Genomic DNA, 18,256 nt, shown 5'->3' on the forward strand with positions numbered 1-18,256 from the left:
AATAAAACGATATGAATAGGATTAAAACGAAATTACTCTTTTGGCTGGTATTATCTACCGCTATTTTTTCTTCCTGCTCCACCGAGGATGAAAACTATGGCGATAATGCTACCGTAACGGGTAAAGAGATTGAAGTACAAGTATTGTTCCAGATGCCTGCATCATCCCCTAAAACGCGTGCCATATCAGAAATTGACGAAAACCTCGTCGAAGAGATTGATGTTTTGGCCTTCGAACAGGATGCCGCCAAACCTTCGGGCTGGGCTTTCAAATATAGTGCCCAGGGGCATACCATAAAGGATGCAGAGGGCAGCAACCCTACGAAATCGAAGAAACAGTTTACGGTAAAGCTACTGAAAAACAGCACTCCGCAGACATTTGTCATCCTTGCCAATGTGCGGTCGGAAGTAGAGGGGCTGGGCGAGATAGCCGGAGGCGCCGATAAAGACGAATTGCTGGCAAGGCTTGTTTATTCGAATGCCGGCAGTTGGAATGGCAACAATGATAAAGAGGATAACGATCCGGCCAAGGATTTCGACTCTTTCCCCATGTGGGGAGAAGTGACAACAACCCTTACCGATGCAGTTTCACAAATAACAGATGTGAAACTGCTGAGAGCTATTGCCCGTTTTGACGTGGTTTTGGATCAGGACGTAATCGACGCCAATAACTTTGTGCTGGATGAGGTCTATATCTATAACAGCAAGAGTCAGGGACGTATCGTACCGGATCCGGCTAATCTGGAAACAACGGCAAAAGTGAAGGCGGCAACCGAACCTGCCGGGAGCATCAATAATACCAATCCGCTCGTTTATACTGTTCCCTCATCCATGAACACGGCGTTCGAGAGAACGATGTATTTGTTTGAAGCGAAGGGAAAGGCGGAGAACGAGTCATCGCAGGCTACTTGTGTGGTTGTCGGCGGCACTTATGGTACGGATACACAAACAACTTATTACCGCCTGGATTTCCTGAAAAAGGAGACGGCAGATACTTACTTCCGTGATATACTCCGTAACCATAAATACGTGATGAATATTACAAGCGTTACAGGCAGTGGATACGATACTCCTGAGAAGGCTTTCAATTCCAAATCTTTCAATATAGATGCCGAGGTTGTAGAATGGGATGACGGAGGTATGAACAATTCTGTTTTCGACGGACAGTATCAACTTACTGTAAACAAGGACTCCCTTTATTTCTATAGTGAGGGGCGTGCTCAAGAAATGAGGGTGTATACTGACTATCCTTTGGGCTGGACTATAGAGAATGCTGATATGCCATCTTGGCTGACCATCACTCCGCAAAGTGGTGCGGCGGGCGATAGAGTGGATATTCAGGTGGAGGCTGCCTCACATTCAGTTCCCATGACCGACCGTGAAGGGTATTTCTATATAACGGCCGGAAGATTTAAACAGAAGATAAAGGTGGTTCAGACGGTAGCGCCTGAACTGACAATAGAAGTGACTCCGACTTCGCTGGTTTTCCGTAAGTCGGGCAGTAATGCGAAGTCTATTGAGGTAACGACCTATCCCGGTGGTACAGAAGTCTATTTTACTGAGGTGCCGGGTGCCCATCCTATTTCCTGGGTTCCGAGTACTGGTTTTCCTGTTGGTGCATTGCCAAACATGACGACTTATACTTTCCAACCTGTGGCAAACAGTTCGGGACTAACTTTGAATACTTCTGTTGTGGTTTATATAACGGGGCCAAATGGTACGCTGGCTTCGAAGCAAATCAATGTCGTGCAACTTGCCACAGACTTGTTGTTCAATGTAACGAAACAGTCTTCTTATTCTGCGGAAGGGGGAACAACTTCTTTTACTGTAGATTCCGATACGGACTGGCGTATTTACAGTGTGGATGATAATGCTACATCAATGGTGAGTAACTGGAGCAATGCGAATAATGATAAAGGCACCGGAACCATTTATACATTCGATCTTACTAAGAATAATACTTGGGATTACCGTAATGCGACTTTCAAGGTTTCCTCTTCCGACCCTGACTTTGCGGGGCAGGACATTGTAATAACCCAGAACTATACAAATCCTTCTATAAAGCTGGATAAGAGTACACTTGCTTTTGGAAATACTACCTCTACAGCTTCGCAGAGTGTAACAGCGACTTCGAATGCAGAATGGACATTTGCAACTTCAGGAGATTGGACCAATGTGGTGGATGCTGCATCTCCTGCAGCAGGTATAACTTCGGGTAGCCACACTTATAGTTCTACGACTGTCGGGTATGTGGCGTTTACACCCAAAGCATGGTCTGCTGCTGCAGGAACTCCCGCAGCAGGAAGCTCTTTCTCGGCGACGGCGAAGTTTACAACTATAAATCATTCTCCTGCTACTGCTGCTACTGCAGATTTGACGATTACCAGAGTTGTCCCTACATTCTTTGCACTCAACACGGGTAATACAAGTGCTGTTCGCGCAGGACAGAACATTGCGGTAAGTGTCAATACTAATGCTGCATGGAATGCTACTCCCGCTACGGGGACTGCTACGGGTAATCAAAGCCCGACAGCCTATGGTACCAAAACTGCTAATATTGCTATCCCTGCTAACACTATCTGGTCAACTACTACAGTGGCGGTAAACAGGGCGATTACTGTAACAGTGAAATATGGTCCTAATACTTCCTCTATATCTACGAGCGGAGGAACGTTCAATGTAACGCAGCCGGGGTATTATATATCGGCGGCATCTACCAGCCTTACCAGTTTATTGGCTTATGCTGCTACAAATGTTTCGGTTGCACTTACAGGGGCATATCCGGCCATGACCAACTATGTGCGTGCTCTTGACGTAACGAACAATGTAGCTCTTGCTACAGGAACGATAACTGCCGGAGAATCCGGCGCCCGATCTGTAACCCTTTCTGTCCCTGCCAATGCTACGTGGGCAGCGAGATCGGTCAGAATGCAGTATTATCATCCGGGAACGAAAACTTGGACTTATGTAGGCTCGGCTGTAGCGCAAGCAGGGTATGCTCCGACTCTCACTGCAGCGGGAACACCAATAGGAGGTGGCTTCAAAGTTACTGTAACTGGAAATGGATATGCACCGGCTCTCCAACTGCGCTGTGCTGTGGGCAATGCTCAGATTAGCGGATCGGTAATCACTACCTTGGCAGCCGGGACTACTGGAAGTCGTACTCAAACGGTAACAGTACCGAACAATCCATCAACTACCTCCAGTAGAGCGGTACAAATACAATATAATCGTAATGGAACCTGGACAACTATCGCCACCTATACACAGCCGGCGGGAAATGTGGTGCTTTCATCTGGCCGTGTGGTTGCAAAAGCGGATATCTCCTCGTCTAGTGCCAATTGGGCTTCTGCAATGGGAATCTCAACGGGATTTAATACGGTACTATGGGGAGGGAATCCCAGTACTTATGCCCCTACCACGACTGCTACTGGCTGCGGAGCATATTCCGAATCGGGATTCCCAGCAGGGACATGGAGGCTTCCAACAGATGCAGAAGTGACAGAAATGTTCACAAAGTACTTCACTGTATTGGGACTGTGGAATACTTATTACTGGTCGACAAAAGAATATGATGCAAAGTATGCACTTGGTGTAGGTAATGGGGCGACTATGTATCTCGAAAAAACAAGCAAGCAGTGGGTTCGCTGCGTACGGGCACAATAGAATAATAGAGTAAAGCAACGTTTCAATGATGAAAAGAAAGAAGAATACTGTTGAGTGTATCTCCCGCCTTCGGGCGGGAGTACTCCCTCTATTGTTCTTTCTGTTGCTCTGCGGATGTGAAAAGGAACGATATGATCGGCAGCTTGTACCCGTACGAACAGTTCTCTTTTATATGGGCGGTGATAATAATCTGACAATGGAAGTAAAAGCCAAAATGGATATAATTAGATCTGCACCCCTCTCTCCGCATTGCCGGATAGTGATATATGCAGATATGAAAGATGGACCGCCGCAACTATTGGAAGTTACTGCTGCATCGGGCGTCAACATATTGAAACCTCTACGGGAGTATGAAGAAAGCAACTCTGCCGATGTGGAAGTCTTCACATCCGTGTTGTCCGAAGTAAGAGAACGCTACCCGTCTTCTTCGTATGGTCTGATATTGTTCTCTCATGCTACGGGCTGGCTTCCCGAAGGTGCTTATGAAAATCCTGTAGGCTATTCGGGACATGCAGATGTGCGTTCGGTGATAAAAGACGGTAATTCCGAAATGGAAATACCTGCTTTTGCGGCTGCCATTCCCGATGGTATGTTTGACTTTATAATCTTTGAAGCTTGCTATATGGCAGGCGTTGAAGTGGCCTATGAGTTGAAGGATAAGACTCGCTTTATCGTTGCCTCTTCGGCTGAAATCGTATCGCCGGGTTTTGCCCGTTGCTATGCTGAGGCTTTGCCTTTACTCTATCAGCGGGAGGCAGATCTCCAAGGGTTCTGCCGGGTGATTAAAAACGATTATGCGACTCGCCCGGGTGACTATTCTTCGCTGACTTTGAGCTTGATTGATACAGAAGAGCTGGATGCCCTTGTCTCTGTTGTCCGGGAATCTACTCTCTCTTTTCCTGATAATGGAGCCGGCATTCAGACCTTCGATAGAGGTAGCGGTATGTTGTTCTTCGATTTGGAAGATTGCTATGTAGTGGCGTCCGAAGAACAAACCGTAATAAGAACAGCTATCGGTAATTGTGTAAAGTGGAAAACGGCAACGGCAGACTTCATGCCTGGCTATGGAGGATTCAAGGTGCGGGCACATTGTGGTCTGACAACTTATGTCCCGCAGCAAAGATATGCTCGCCTGAACGAAGCCTATAAAAAACTGAGATGGTATAAAGCAATAATGAAAGAATGAAAACAATAAAACACATATTAAATAAATACCGGTGGGATTTCATCGGAGTTTGGTCGTTGTTGCTGGCTATGTGCATTGGCTCATTGTACCTGGTCGGAACTTTGATTCTCACAGGCTATAAGCATTTTTAAGGAAGTGTTGAACTAATAAAAACAGATATGATGGATAATAGTGAAACCGCTTGGTTGATTCAGCAGTTATTGCCCCGATTCCAAAGTTGCCGGGAAACAAGGAAAGGTGTATTGTATAACGAATTGCCGAAAGGGCGTGTCGAAGACTTGGAAAGCAGTAGCGACTACCGTCTGTTTTTCCTGATGGAAGGCAAGGCCTTTATGAATTGTGAAAGTTCTGAAAAATACCTGTTGCAAGGTGGGCATTTCTCGCTGCTTCCACCGGGATGTCCGATAAGCTGCGCATCGTTTACAAAGTCCTGCTATTCCATTGTCACCTGTACCGGATTAACCAGCGCAAGCAATCGGGACTTTGTTGAAAAACTGAAGGATATCCCGTGTAGGAGCATACCAACTGTAACCGCTCTCCCAATCCGGGATAAACTGGATAAGATTCTATATAACTTTGCCACCTATACTTGCAATGAGTACCAATATCCGGATATTTACGATACCGTGTTCATCATTTTGCGCGTTTTATACACTCCGGAGGAATTGGTATCGTTGCTGTTTCCCATGCTGACTGCATCAAAATAATACAAAGCATTCATCCTCTTGCCAAAGTCCTTGCCGTGGCCCTGTCCGGTTTCCCTGTTTCGGTCAGTGGTAACCGTGATACTGTTACGACCCGTTTGGGGCGCCAGTAGGGAGGAAGTGTCTGTTTGCAGATGTTTTCGATATCATCCGGTGCTTCGCCTTCAATCAGTAATACAACGATTTCTCCGAATTTTTCGTCCGGGGCGGAAGTAATTAAGAAAGGGCGGGACAGGTGTTCTTTCAAAGCGGCTTCTACCTGCTCTATCTGTATTTTTACTCCTCCGCTATTGATGGTATTGTCTTTTCTTCCTAAGATGCGGAATTGCTTACAACCGTTTATTTCTGCGATGTCATTGGTGACCAGCTCCTCCTCGCATACTTTGGGCGCATGAATGATGAGCGTGTTTTCTTCACTTAGGCGAATCTGTACACCTTCAAAAGGCGTGTACCAATCGGAGGCATCCGCACCACTCAGTCTTCTCAGTGCAATGTGCGATAATGTTTCCGTCATGCCATACGTAGACCACACTGCATTCGGGAAGTTTTTCAGTTCTTTGGCGAGCTGGGCATCAATAGCTCCCCCTCCGATGATCAGATGCTTTATTTCCCGCAGAACGTCTCTTTCTTTGGGCACTTGCAGTGAGTTATAAACCTGCATCGGAATCATTGCGGCAAACACCGGCGCTTCTTTCATCCCTTTCAGCGGATGGCCCGAAGGGGTGACCGATATAAGGTGGAGGTCGGCAACCAGGGCACGTACTACTACCATTTTTCCGGCAATGTACTGCAACGGCATGCATAGCAAAGCCGAATCCCCCTTCTTCAGTCCAAGAAACGAGCAGGTGAGGCGGGCGCTTTCCTTCATGCGTTCTTTTTCCACCCACAACTCCTTGGGCTTGCCGGTGGAGCCGGAGGTATGCACCAGGACGGTGCTCTTGGAGTCGGACCATTCAGCCAGAAAGGCTGAGAGATCCGTATTTATTTGTTCTTCCATATCCGTGCAGATAGTTGTCATGCTTGCAGCCAATTGATAAGGTCCGGTTCTTTCTCTTCGGGATGAAACCGGAGGCAATCGCCTTCAATATGGAGCGGATAGTCTATGTTGTCGGTAAACAGCAGCCCGGTTCCCAACCCTTGGGGCAGCGTGGGCTCTAACGTACCGCACCATTGTGCAATGGCATTCAGCCCGACGTTCGATTCAAGGGCGGAGGTGATCCAAGAACCGATGCCTCGTTCGGCAGCCAGTTCTATCCATTCTTCCGAACCGCTGATACCTCCGTGCAAGGAAGGCTTCAGTATGATGTACTGGGGGCGGATGGTTTCCAGCAGTTCTATCTTCTGTGTGCGTTCGTTGATACCTATCAACTCTTCGTCCAAGGCGATTGGGAAGGGGGTGGAGGCGCAGAGGGCTGCCATTTTCTGCCACTGTCCTGCGCGGATGGGTTGCTCAATGGAGTGAAGATGGAATTCGGAAAGACGTTGCAGTTTCGCAGGGGCATCGGCGGGGGCGAAGGCTCCGTTGGCATCTACGCGCAGTTCTATCTGCTGGGGGGTGAAGTGCCGGCGGATATGCGACAGTAGTTCCAGTTCTTTCTCGAAATCGATGGCGCCGATTTTGAGCTTGATGCAACGGAAGCCTTTCTGCATTTTCTCTTCGATGCGGCGGTACATTTCGTCGAAGTTTCCCATCCAGATAAGGCCGTTGATCGGGATGCCTGCTTTTCCTTTACTGAAAGGGGTAGGCCAGAATTGCAAGCTGCCGGCCTGGAGGTGCAACAGGGCGGTTTCCAGCCCGAAGAGGATGGAGGGATAGGGGAGTAGGGCTGGGCGGTTTATTTCTCCGTCTTCTTCAAATTCTTTGCAGGCTTTTGCCAGCACTTCGTCGTAATCGGGACGGGCGTCGCAACTTAAATCGGGGAGCGGGGCACATTCCCCGACGCCGTAACGGCGGCTTTCCGGTTCGGTGAGGAGAATGTACCACACGTCGCGGGTGGTATATACTCCTCGGGATGTTCCGGCAGGTTGCTTGAAGTGCAATTGCTTCTTGATGATTTGGATTTGATACTTCATTATAAGTGCTATGTTGATTCTTTAGACGCAGATTTAAGGGAACTTCGGATAATCCTTGAATCTGGGTTTGCGCTTTTCCAGAAACGCTTTTCCGCCTTCTTGCGCCTCGTCGGTCATGTAGTAGAGCATGGTGGCATCCCCAGCCAGTTCCTGAATACCTGCCTGTCCGTCGAGTTCGGCATTCAGTCCGGCTTTAATCATGCGCAGGGCGAGCGGGCTGTGCTCCATCATTTTCTCGGCCCATGCCACGGTTTCGTCTTCCAGACGGTCGAAGGGAACGACGGCATTCACCAATCCCATATCCAATGCTTCCTGTGCCGAGTATTGGCGGCAGAGGAACCATATCTCACGTGCTTTCTTTTGCCCTACGATGCGTGCCAGATAGGACGAGCCGAAACCGGCATCGAAGCTTCCTACCTTAGGACCGGTCTGCCCGAAGATGGCGTTGTCGGAGGCTATCGTCAGGTCGCAGACGACGTGGAGGACGTGTCCACCGCCGATGGCATATCCGTTCACCATGGCGATGACGGGTTTGGGCAGCGAGCGGATTTGTTTCTGCACGTCGAGTACGTTGAGGCGGGGAACACCATCGGTGCCCACGTAGCCGCCGTGCCCTTTTACGTGCATGTCGCCACCGCTGCAGAAGGCTTTGTCGCCGGCGCCGGTCAGCACCACGACGTTGATGTCCTGGCACTCGCGGCAGTAGTACAATGCATCGCTTATCTCCGAAGTTGTGGTCGGGGTGAAGGCATTGCGGTAACGCGGGCGGTTGATGGTAATTTTGGCTATTCCATTATAAAAGTCAAACAGTATATCCTGATACTCTTTGATCGTCTTCCATTCTCTTGTTTCCATCTGTTTATTCTCTATTTTTTAATCCGTGATAATATTCTCTTTGTAAGGTCGTATCTTTTTCTTTGTCCGTAAATACTTCCAGCAGCATCGGTTTGGCTTGCTGCTCGGGAGTGGCGAAGAGTTTCATAGCCTCCTCTGCTGTTTCTTCGTCCGTAGCCTGCAGGTAAGCGAATCCCTGCTCTTCGGCCCAGCCTCTGGCCGTGGTATGATGCTCGGCAGTGATGAACCGGCGGGACTGGCTCGACTTATCCATTCCCGGCAGTGTGTGGAATATTTCTCCTCCCTCGTTGTTCAGTAACAGGATGCGTACGTTGGCACCGATATTCTGAATCCAAAGCGCATTCATATCATAGAAGAAACTCAAATCCCCTATCACTATAAAGTTCAGCTTATCCGATGCCATGGCATAGCCAATCGCCGTAGAAAGTGACCCCTCTATGCCATTCACTCCGCGGTTGCAGCAGACTTCCACATTCGGCGAAATCTCAAATAGCTGGGCGTAGCGAACCGTAGAACTGTTGGCCAGATGTATGGCACAAGGCTCCGGCAGCGACTGAATCAGCTTTCCTATTACTGAAATCTCCGAGTAAGGAAGCACCGGCACCGGAATGGTTTTGCAATAATTCTCCCACATCAGCGGATAGTTATTGGGCCTGTTATCCAGCATGCCGCTTATCTTTTCCAGGAACTCGAACGGGTCCATTTCGATAACGGTAGTCAGACAACCGTAAAGATCCGCTATTTTCCCGTCGGCGGCAATGTGCCAATGCTCGCGGGGCGGATGGTTTCTCAGATATTTCTTCAGCTGTTTGGAAACGATGTGCCCGCCGTATGTAATCAGAATCTCGGGTGCCATGTCCTGTTGCCGTTCGGCGGTCATGGAGTAGATGGCAGCGTCGAAGTTCTTGATGGGCAGACCGGGGATGGTCTGGTTGCCCAGGTGTTCCGTCAGCCATGCGAAATGCTTGTAGAGCGTCTTTACGTATTTCTTTTCGAACAGATAAATCAGATTCATCTGCCCCACGACCACCATTCGCTTGTTAAAGGCATTCAGTCGGTCAATCAGTTCGGTGTAATCGCGGTCGTAGACGTTCAGTCCCTGATAGCGGGTGATGACGCGGACGTCGGGCAATGCCTTTGCCGTGAATCGGTAGATAGGTTCGGAGATGGGAACGTTGATGTGTACCGGTCCCTTGCCATGGTGGGTGGTTTCCAGTATCGCTTCATTAATCAGTCTGTTGCAGAACCATTCATCTTCTTCCGTATGCACCTCGGGCAGGTTGACGGATAGCTTGACCAGCGAACCGAATACATTGGGCTGCGGCAGCGTTTGCCCGTCCATCTGTCCGATCCAGGCAGCGGGGCGGTCGGCAGAAATCACGATGAGCGGCACTTGCTGATAGAATGCTTCGGCTACGGCAGGATGCAGGTTCAGCAGGGCCGAACCGGAGGTGCAGCATACGGCGGCAGGTCCTCCGCCTTGCAGCGACAATCCGATGGCAAAGAAGCCTGCACTGCGTTCGTCGGTCACCGGATAGCAGGTGAAGTCTTCCATATTGGAGAGCGTATGCACGATGGCGGCATTGCGGCTGCCGGGACACAACACTATTTTCCGCACGCCGTGTGCCTTGAGGAGTGCTGCTAACTGAAGTATGTTCTTTTTGTCTGAATACATAGTTCCTTTACTTTATGGTTATGCCCTCGTCGGGGCTGACAATGCTTCTCATTGTTTTCATTTTCTCGCTGGTTTCTTCCCACTCGGATTCCACTTCGGAGGAAGCCAGGATGCCGCCTCCTGCATAAAAGGTTGTTTCGGTGGGACCTGTTTCCATGCAACGCAGGTTTACGTATAGGTTCGTATGCCCGTCGGGGTCCAGCCAGCCTATGAAGCCGGAATAATAACTGCGGTCGTAGCCTTCATTGTCCGGAATAAACCGGAAAGCATCTTCTTTCGGCAGTCCGCAGACGGCAGGGGTGGGATGGAGCTCTTGCAGCAAGTCACCCAGTTGGCCGGTAGCTTCCAGCCGAAAGTTGAAGTCCGTTTTAAGATGCACCAATTGCCCGGCGCGGGCGGTATACGGCCCTTTTTCCGTCATTCCGTTGCCGAATTTCTCGATAATCCGCCGGATGTAATCGGCTACGTAGCCTTGCTCTTCCAGATTCTTCCTGTTCCATTCCGTGGGCATCACTTCGCCCTGCATCGGCATGGTGCCCGCCAGTGCTACGGTGTTCCATTCCTTGCCTTGTCCGCTTAGTAAGATTTCCGGGGTACTGCCTATCCAGGTGCCGGATGCCGGTGTGTGGCACAGATAAATCATCATGCGCGGATAGCGGTTGCAGGCACGTACGAAAGCACTGAGCGGTGAAAAATTATCATCAGTGCGTCGGACGGCGGAGCGTGATAAAACAAGTTTCTGGAAGCGCTTGTTCCGTAAGGGAGTGATAAATCGTTCAAAAGCTTCGGCATACTGCTGCTTTTCAATCTCTTCGGAGATGAGGGGAGTGGATGAGGCCTCTGCACAATGGAGAGCTTGCACGATATCGTTGAATTCCGATGCAGAAAGAGCCTTGCTTATTTCAGCCCAACCGCATGCTGTGATATCCGGGCGGATAACAACCAACGGCTGTTCATCCGATATACGGAAAGGTGCCATGACAAATCCTTTCTTGCCGTTCAGATCCCGGATATTTGTCAGTTGCTCTACGCTGCCCGATGTTTGTAATACCAGATGAAAATGGTCTGCCCACGGTAGCCGATACAGGGCAAAGCCCAGCTGGCTACGTGTCAGGCAGTCCAATATCTCTTGTGTATGCCTGTCCGGTAAATTCACTTTAGCTTGAATAATCTGCATGTTTCTTTTCCTGTCAAGGCTACAAAATTACATAATCCTGCTAAAATACTACGTTATTTTGTGGTGAAAGATTATACTTGCAATAATTTCAGGATATATTTTCCTGGCATAATGATACAGACCCTCATTTTTTGTTTTAATCTTTGCTTTTTCCCATTTTCTTGTTTTAAGGGGTAATAACTGTTTGAGAATCAACTGTAGGAAAAGGAATACATCCTCTACGTGAGTTCGGGATAAGTAAATGGGTAATCTCCTGTTTTTATCCTCTATTCTCCCTACTTTTAACTCCGTAAAGCTCTATTTCTATTTCGTTATACCTTGGTTGATCTTTCGTTAGACCTTGGTTGATTTTTCGCTCGACCATGGTTATTCTTTCGTTAGACATATATCTAACGAAATAAAAAAGGTACTTTATGAGTGTAAAGTTCCTTGTCCGGAGGGTAAAAAGCCCCACATTTCCGGCAAAAGAAGCTGATTTTGACTTTTCAGTTGAGACATAAATTTTAACCGTTCCACATTGCCTTATCCGGTGAAAGCCGCTTTCGGAGAAATCCGTCGGCGGCTTTTATTTTGCGATGTTTCTAATCATTTTCTAATCTCGTTTAAATGTATTATAATCGCCTTTGGACTGTCTTCTGCAAAGAGAGCTTTACTTTTGCGCCAAAATAAAAGTAAGCATGAAAAGACTGTTTGTTATTTTATTCATTTCTATTGTTTGTGGACTTCTGCATGCACAAGAAGCAGCTTTGCAACTCTCTCTGAAGGACGCAGAAAGAATGTTTCTTGAACGAAACCTTTCCTTGATTGCCGAGCGCTATAACATTGATATGGCGCAGGCACAAGTCACCCAGGCACGGTTGTTTGATAACCCCGTTATCTCACTGGAACAGAATGTGTACAACCGACTGAACGGGAAGTATTTCGACTTTGGGAAAGACGGAGAAGCCGCAGTTGAGATAGAACAGGTGATTAATATTGCCGGACAGCGCAATAAACGGGTGCGCCTGGAAAAGGTCAATAAAGAAATAGCCGAATATCAGTTTGAAGAAGTGCTGCGTACCCTGCGGAGTGAACTGAACCAAAAGTTTGTTGAAGTCTATTTCCTGACCCGCTCTATCGGGATATATGATAAGGAGATAGAATCTCTTGAACAACTTCTGTTGGCTACCAGAGAGCAGCAAAGCAAAGGTAATGTTTCGTTGATGGAAAGCGCTCGTCTGGAAGCTTTGCTACTGTCTTTGCAGACGGAACGGAATGAAGTGGAAAATAACCTGGTCGGTCGGCAAGGTGAACTGAATTTGTTGCTGAATCTGTCTGCCGGGCAGGTAGTGCATCTGTTGTTGGATGACGATATACTGGGAAAAATAGATCTTTCTGTTGTTCCTTTTGCCGATATGAGCAGTATGCTTGCTGTACGTCCCGATTTGAAGATGGCTCGCGCGGAAGTAACAGCGGCTAAGGCTAACTTGAAGTTACAGCGCTCCATGGCTGCACCGGAGTTTGCTATAAAAGGTATGTACGATCGTGCCGGAAACTTTATCAACAACTATTTTGCAGTAGGGTTCAGCTTTTCCGTTCCAATCTTTAACCGGAACCAGGGAAATATCAAATCGGCCAAGTTTGATGTTTTGCAGAATGGTAAAGAGGAAGAATATGCTCTGGAAAAAGCGCGCATGGAACTCCATGCAGCCTATCACCAATTACAAAAGGCGGTTGAACTTTACCAGTCGTCCAATAATGAACTTGAACACAATTTCAACCAACTCATTGGAGGTGTCAACGAGAACTTCCGCAAACGGAATATCAGTATGCTGGAATTCATCGATTACTATCAGAGCTATAAAGAAACCTGCTTGCAACTGTATGAACTGAGGAAGAATGTTTTTCTTGCCATGGAGAATTTGAACACGATTGTCGGACAAACCGTATTTAACTATTAATAAAGATATGAACCGGATTTTATTCCCCGTTTGCTTATGTGCCGCCTTGCTGAGCGCTTGTGCAGGCCCTTCTGAAACATCTCAAGTAACATCGCAGGAACTCTTTCTGACGGATAGCCTGAAGAGTATAGTGTCTGTAGACACCGTTTGCCTGCATGAAGTAACCGATGAATTGACACTTAACGGCAGGGTTACCTTCAACCAGGAACAAGTAGCCCGGGTATTCCCAATTTTCGGTGGTACGGTGACCGATGTACATGCCGAGATTGGCGACCATGTACGTAAAGGTGATGTACTGGCTACTATCCGGAGCGGTGAAGTGGCTGATTACGAAAAGCAGAGTAAAGAAGCGGAGCAACAACTTATCATTGCCCGCCGTAGTTTGCAGTCGGTACAAGATATGTTTGAGTCGGGCATGGCTTCGGAACGTGATGTGCTGCAAGCCCGGCAGGAACTAAGCAATGCCGAAGCCGAAGAACGGAGAATATCCGAAATATTCTCTATCTATCACATTTCCGGGAAATCGCTTTATCAAGTTAAAGCACCCGTATCGGGCTTTATTGTCGAGAAGAATATTAATAAGGAAATGCAGTTGCGTTCCGACCAAAATGACGAGATTTTTATTATTTCGGGCTTGGAGAATGTGTGGGTAATGGCGGATGTGTATGAAAGCGATATAAGCAAAGTGCGCGAGGGTGCTCCGGTACGTATCACCACACTTGCCTATCCCGGCAAAGAATTTACCGGTAAGATAGATAAGGTATATAATATGCTGAACGAAGAAAGCAAAACGATGAACGTACGGGTGAAGCTGTCTAATAATAATTACCTGCTGAAACCCGGTATGTTTACTAACGTCTGTGTGCAAAGCAAGGCTTCCGATAAAGAATTGCCGCGTATAGATTCGCATGCTCTTGTGTTCGAAGGAGGGAAGAACTACGTTGTGGTGGTGGAAGCTGATGGCAGGCTTGCCGTGAGAGAGGTTGCAGTCTATAAGCAACTGAGCAAGGAATGCTACCTTTCTTCCGGTATAGCTGCGGGAGGCCGGATTCTGAACAAGAACGTATTGTTAGTTTACAACGCATTGAATGCAGATTAACCGGAGGAACAGACGATGCACAAGTTTATTGATAACATTGTAGCCTTTTCGCTGAAGAACAAGTTCTTTATCTTTTTCTGTACCACGATTGCCGTGATTGCAGGAGTTGTGTCCTTTAAGCATACTCCGATTGATGCTTTTCCGGACGTAACAAATACCAAAGTGACCGTCATCACCCAATGGCCGGGACGCAGTGCCGAGGAAGTGGAGAAGTTCATCACGATTCCTATTGAGATAGCCATGAATCCGGTGCAGAAGAAGACGGACATTCGCTCGACAACTCTTTTCGGACTTTCAGTGATCAATGTGATGTTTGAGGATCAGGTAGATGACTTCACGGCCCGCCAGCAAGTCTATAATCTGCTGAACGACGCTGACTTGCCGGAAGGAGTGACTCCCGAAGTACAACCGCTTTATGGACCTACGGGTGAGATTTATCGCTATACCCTGCGCAGCAATAAGCGGAGTGTGCGTGAGCTGAAAACGCTTCAGGACTGGGTGATTGAGCGCAATCTGCGTTCCGTATCGGGCGTAGCGGATATTGTAAGTTTCGGTGGAGAGGTCAAGACATTCGAGGTAAGCGTCAACCCGCACCAACTCATCAACTACGGCATTACTCCGTTGGAACTTTATAATGCCATTGCCAACAGTAATATCAATGTAGGTGGAGACGTCATCACCAAAAGTTCGCAAGCATATGTAGTACGCGGTATCGGCCTTATCAATGATCTGGAGGAACTCAGAAATATTGTGGTGAAGAACATTAACGGGACTCCGGTACTGGTCCGCCACTTGGCCGATGTGCATGAATCTTGTCTGCCTCGCTTGGGCCAGGTAGGTCGTATGGACGAGGATGATGTGGTGCAGGGAATCGTTGTCATGCGTAAGGGGGAGAATCCGGGCGAGGTAATCAATGCGCTGAAAACGAAGATTGAAGATATAAATAATAATATACTGCCTAAGGATGTACAGATTGTTCCGTTCTACGACCGGGAGGACTTGGTGAATCTAGCTGTGAACACGGTTACCCACAATCTGGTGGAAGGTATTCTGCTGGTTACCTTTATTGTATTGATCTTCATGGCAGACTGGCGCACTACAGTGGTGGTAGCGGTGGTTATTCCGCTGGCATTGTTGTTTGCATTTATCTGTCTGCATGCCATGGGTATGTCTGCCAATCTCCTTTCCATGGGAGCCATTGATTTTGGTATTATCATAGACGGAGCGGTGGTGATGGTAGAGGGGGTATTTGTTGCGCTCGACAAGAAAGCGAAAGAAGTGGGAATGCCCGCCTTTAACCTGATGTCCAAGATGGGGCTTATCCGCCATACGGCGAAGGATAAGGCAAAGGCTGTATTCTTCTCCAAACTGATTATCATTACGGCACTTGTTCCCATCTTCTCGTTTCAGAAGGTGGAGGGGAAAATGTTTTCTCCGCTTGCCTATACACTGGGCTTTGCGTTGTTGGGAGCGTTGCTGTTTACCCTGACGCTGGTCCCGGTGATGTCATCCATGCTGCTAAAAAAGAACGTTCGTGAGAAGAATAATTTCTTTGTCCGTTTCATCAATGAGAAGGCGGTGGCGCTTTTTGACAAATGCCACGCGCGCCGTACCTTATCTGTCGGTGTGGCAAGCATTATTGCCGTGGGTGGTCTGTGGATGTTCACTTTGCTGGGGACGGAGTTTCTGCCACAGTTGAATGAAGGCTCCATTTATATCCGTGCCACTTTGCCGCAAAGCATCTCATTGGATGAGTCCGTGCAGTTGGCAAACAAGATGAGGCGTAAACTTGCCGCCTATCCCGAAGTGAAGCAGGTGCTTTCGCAAACCGGACGCCCGAATGACGGGACAGATGCTACGGGATTCTATAACATTGAGTTGCATGTAGATATCTACCCGGAAAAGGAGTGGGAGAGTAAGCTGACCAAGTTGCAGTTGATAGATAAAATGCAGGATGACCTTTCCATATATCCGGGCATCGACTTCAACTTCTCCCAACCCATCACGGACAATGTGGAAGAGGCTGCTTCGGGAGTAAAAGGTTCTATTGCCGTGAAAGTATTCGGAAAAGATTTGTACCGTTCGGAGAAGATAGCAGTGGAGATTGATAAGATTCTGGCTACCGTACAGGGCATTGAAGACCTGGGGGTGATTCGCAACATCGGGCAACCGGAGCTTCGTATAGAACTGAATGAAAAGAGCCTGGCACGTTACGGAGTGGCCAAGGAAGATGTGCAGTCCATCATAGAGATGGCTATCGGTGGTAAATCAGCGTCCCTACTTTATGAGGACGAGCGTAAATTTAACATCGTAGTACGCTATAAACCGGAGTTCCGGCAGAATGAAGAGGAAATCGGGAAGATACTGGTACCTGCCATGGACGGTACGATGATACCCATCAAGGAGTTGGCGGAGATAAAGACTATTACCGGACCTTTACTGATATTCCGCGATAACCATACGCGTTTCTGCGCGGTGAAGTTCTCGGTTCGTGGCAGGGATATGGGTACTGCTGTGGCCGAAGCGCAGAAAAAGGTGAATGCCGCCATTCGTTTGCCGGAAGGATACAGCCTGAAGTGGACGGGAGATTTTGAGAACCAGCAGCGGGCTACGAAGCGTTTGTCGCAGGTGGTACCCGTCAGTATTGCAATTATATTCGTTATCTTGTTTGTGCTGTTCTCCAATGCCAGAGATGCTGGACTGGTATTGCTGAATGTTCCGTTTGCTGCAGTAGGCGGTATTATAGCATTGCTCATTACTCACTTCAACTTCTCTATTTCGGCAGGTATTGGCTTCATAGCCTTGTTCGGTATCTGCATTCAGAATGGAGTGATTATGATTTCGGACATTAAGCATAACATACAGGCACGGCTTCCCTTGTCCCAAGCGATAAAGGAGAGTGTCCGTTCGCGCGTCCGTCCGGTGGTGATGACAGCAGCTATGGCGGCTATCGGTCTGATGCCTGCAGCTATGAGCCATGGCATAGGATCGGAATCACAGCGTCCGCTGGCGATTGTCATCATCGGGGGACTGATAGGAGCTACCTTCTTTGCCTTGTTCATATTCCCGCTCATTGTGGAGATGGTGTATGAGAAAATGCTGTATGACAAGGAAGGAAACCTGAAACAAAGGAAATTATAATCTGTAATTCTTGTATCTTTGCAAGGCATTTTAAAGTATCTCGTGGTATGGCTAAAATATTATTGGCAGAGGACGAAGTGAATATTGCTTCTTTTATTGAGCGCGGATTGCAGGAGTTCGGACATACGGTTACGGTGGCTCACGACGGTGCCTCCGCATGGGAATTGTTGCAGAATGAAACTTTCGACCTGCTCGTGCTCGATATCATTATGCCACGTATGAACGGCCTCGACCTTTGCAGGCAATATCGCACAAGGGAGGGGTATCATACTCCGGTCGTCATGCTTACGGCATTGGGCACTACCGAGGATATAGTCAAGGGGTTGGATGCAGGTGCGGATGATTATCTGATGAAGCCTTTCAGTTTTCAGGAGTTGGAAGCGCGCATCAAGGCATTGTTGCGCCGGGGCAAGGAGGCTCCGGTCCTTCAACTGACCTGTAATGATCTTGTACTGGATTGCAATACGCGTCGTGCACAGCGGGGAGATACGCCCATCGACCTCACCGTGAAAGAGTACCGGCTTTTGGAATACTTCATGACGCATCAAAGGGTGGCTCTTTCGCGCCTGACCTTGTTGAAGAATGTGTGGGATAAGGATTTCGATACCAATACCAATGTTGTAGATGTTTATGTAAACTACCTCAGAAATAAAATAGACAAGGATTTTGATACCAAACTTATCCATACGGTAGTGGGGATGGGGTATATTATGGGAGTACAATAGCTGACGGTCAAGGGAA

12 protein-coding genes are annotated in these 18,256 nt (G+C 48.0%); 7 read left to right on the forward strand and 5 right to left on the reverse strand.

Annotated features, from left to right (window positions below; all coding sequences use genetic code 11):
• Positions 1-11: 11 nt before the first annotated feature.
• The 3 genes from AAE250_RS16690 to AAE250_RS16700 all read left to right on the forward strand — a co-directional run bounded on the left by AAE250_RS16690 (position 12) and on the right by AAE250_RS16700 (position 5,558).
• Positions 12-3,665 (forward strand): hypothetical protein, encoded by a 3,654-nt coding sequence (locus AAE250_RS16690; RefSeq protein ID WP_294595669.1) that lies wholly within the window; start codon positions 12-14, stop codon positions 3,663-3,665.
• Between the two features lie 25 nt (positions 3,666-3,690).
• The gene (locus AAE250_RS16695) at positions 3,691-4,851 is read left to right on the forward strand and encodes a clostripain-related cysteine peptidase (RefSeq protein ID WP_294595671.1); all 1,161 of its coding nucleotides are present in this window, start codon (positions 3,691-3,693) and stop codon (positions 4,849-4,851) included.
• A 158-nt stretch (positions 4,852-5,009) separates the two neighbouring features.
• Positions 5,010-5,558, forward strand: coding sequence for a hypothetical protein (locus AAE250_RS16700; RefSeq protein WP_294595673.1), 549 nt, complete (start codon positions 5,010-5,012; stop codon positions 5,556-5,558).
• A gap of 10 nt (positions 5,559-5,568) precedes the next feature.
• Here the strand turns inward: AAE250_RS16700 and AAE250_RS16705 are convergent, their stop codons facing one another.
• From AAE250_RS16705 to AAE250_RS16725, 5 genes are read right to left on the reverse strand one after another with little or no spacing between them, the layout of a single operon-like run.
• Positions 5,569-6,573, reverse strand: coding sequence for an AMP-binding protein (locus tag AAE250_RS16705; protein ID WP_294595675.1), 1,005 nt, complete (start codon positions 6,571-6,573; stop codon positions 5,569-5,571).
• Positions 6,570-7,628, reverse strand: a complete 1,059-nt coding sequence (locus AAE250_RS16710) for an o-succinylbenzoate synthase (RefSeq protein WP_294595677.1) — start codon at positions 7,626-7,628, stop codon at positions 6,570-6,572. Before AAE250_RS16710 ends, AAE250_RS16705 begins: the two co-directional genes overlap by 4 nt.
• 33 nt (positions 7,629-7,661) lie before the next feature.
• Entirely contained in the window at positions 7,662-8,483 is an 822-nt protein-coding gene (gene menB, locus AAE250_RS16715) for a 1,4-dihydroxy-2-naphthoyl-CoA synthase (RefSeq protein ID WP_294595679.1), read from the reverse strand.
• A 4-nt stretch (positions 8,484-8,487) separates the two neighbouring features.
• Positions 8,488-10,158 (reverse strand): 2-succinyl-5-enolpyruvyl-6-hydroxy-3-cyclohexene-1-carboxylic-acid synthase, encoded by a 1,671-nt coding sequence (gene menD / locus AAE250_RS16720; protein ID WP_294595681.1) that lies wholly within the window; start codon positions 10,156-10,158, stop codon positions 8,488-8,490.
• A gap of 7 nt (positions 10,159-10,165) precedes the next feature.
• Positions 10,166-11,314 (reverse strand): isochorismate synthase, encoded by a 1,149-nt coding sequence (locus AAE250_RS16725; RefSeq protein WP_294595979.1) that lies wholly within the window; start codon positions 11,312-11,314, stop codon positions 10,166-10,168.
• Positions 11,315-12,012: 698 nt separating this feature from the next.
• Between AAE250_RS16725 and AAE250_RS16730 the strand changes: the two genes are divergently transcribed.
• From AAE250_RS16730 to AAE250_RS16745, 4 genes are read left to right on the forward strand one after another with little or no spacing between them, the layout of a single operon-like run.
• Positions 12,013-13,275, forward strand: coding sequence for a TolC family protein (locus AAE250_RS16730; protein WP_294595682.1), 1,263 nt, complete (start codon positions 12,013-12,015; stop codon positions 13,273-13,275).
• 7 nt (positions 13,276-13,282) lie between these two features.
• Positions 13,283-14,374, forward strand: coding sequence for an efflux RND transporter periplasmic adaptor subunit (locus AAE250_RS16735; protein WP_294595683.1), 1,092 nt, complete (start codon positions 13,283-13,285; stop codon positions 14,372-14,374).
• A gap of 15 nt (positions 14,375-14,389) precedes the next feature.
• A complete protein-coding gene (locus AAE250_RS16740; protein ID WP_294595684.1) occupies positions 14,390-17,515 on the forward strand; it encodes an efflux RND transporter permease subunit in 3,126 nt (1,041 codons plus the stop codon).
• 47 nt (positions 17,516-17,562) lie between these two features.
• Entirely contained in the window at positions 17,563-18,240 is a 678-nt protein-coding gene (locus AAE250_RS16745) for a response regulator transcription factor (RefSeq protein ID WP_294595686.1), read from the forward strand.
• The last annotated feature ends 16 nt before the right edge of the window (positions 18,241-18,256 follow it).

Origin of the sequence: Bacteroides sp. GD17, from assembly GCF_038448625.1 — a bacterium.
Taxonomy (GTDB): Bacteria; Bacteroidota; Bacteroidia; order Bacteroidales; family Bacteroidaceae; genus Bacteroides.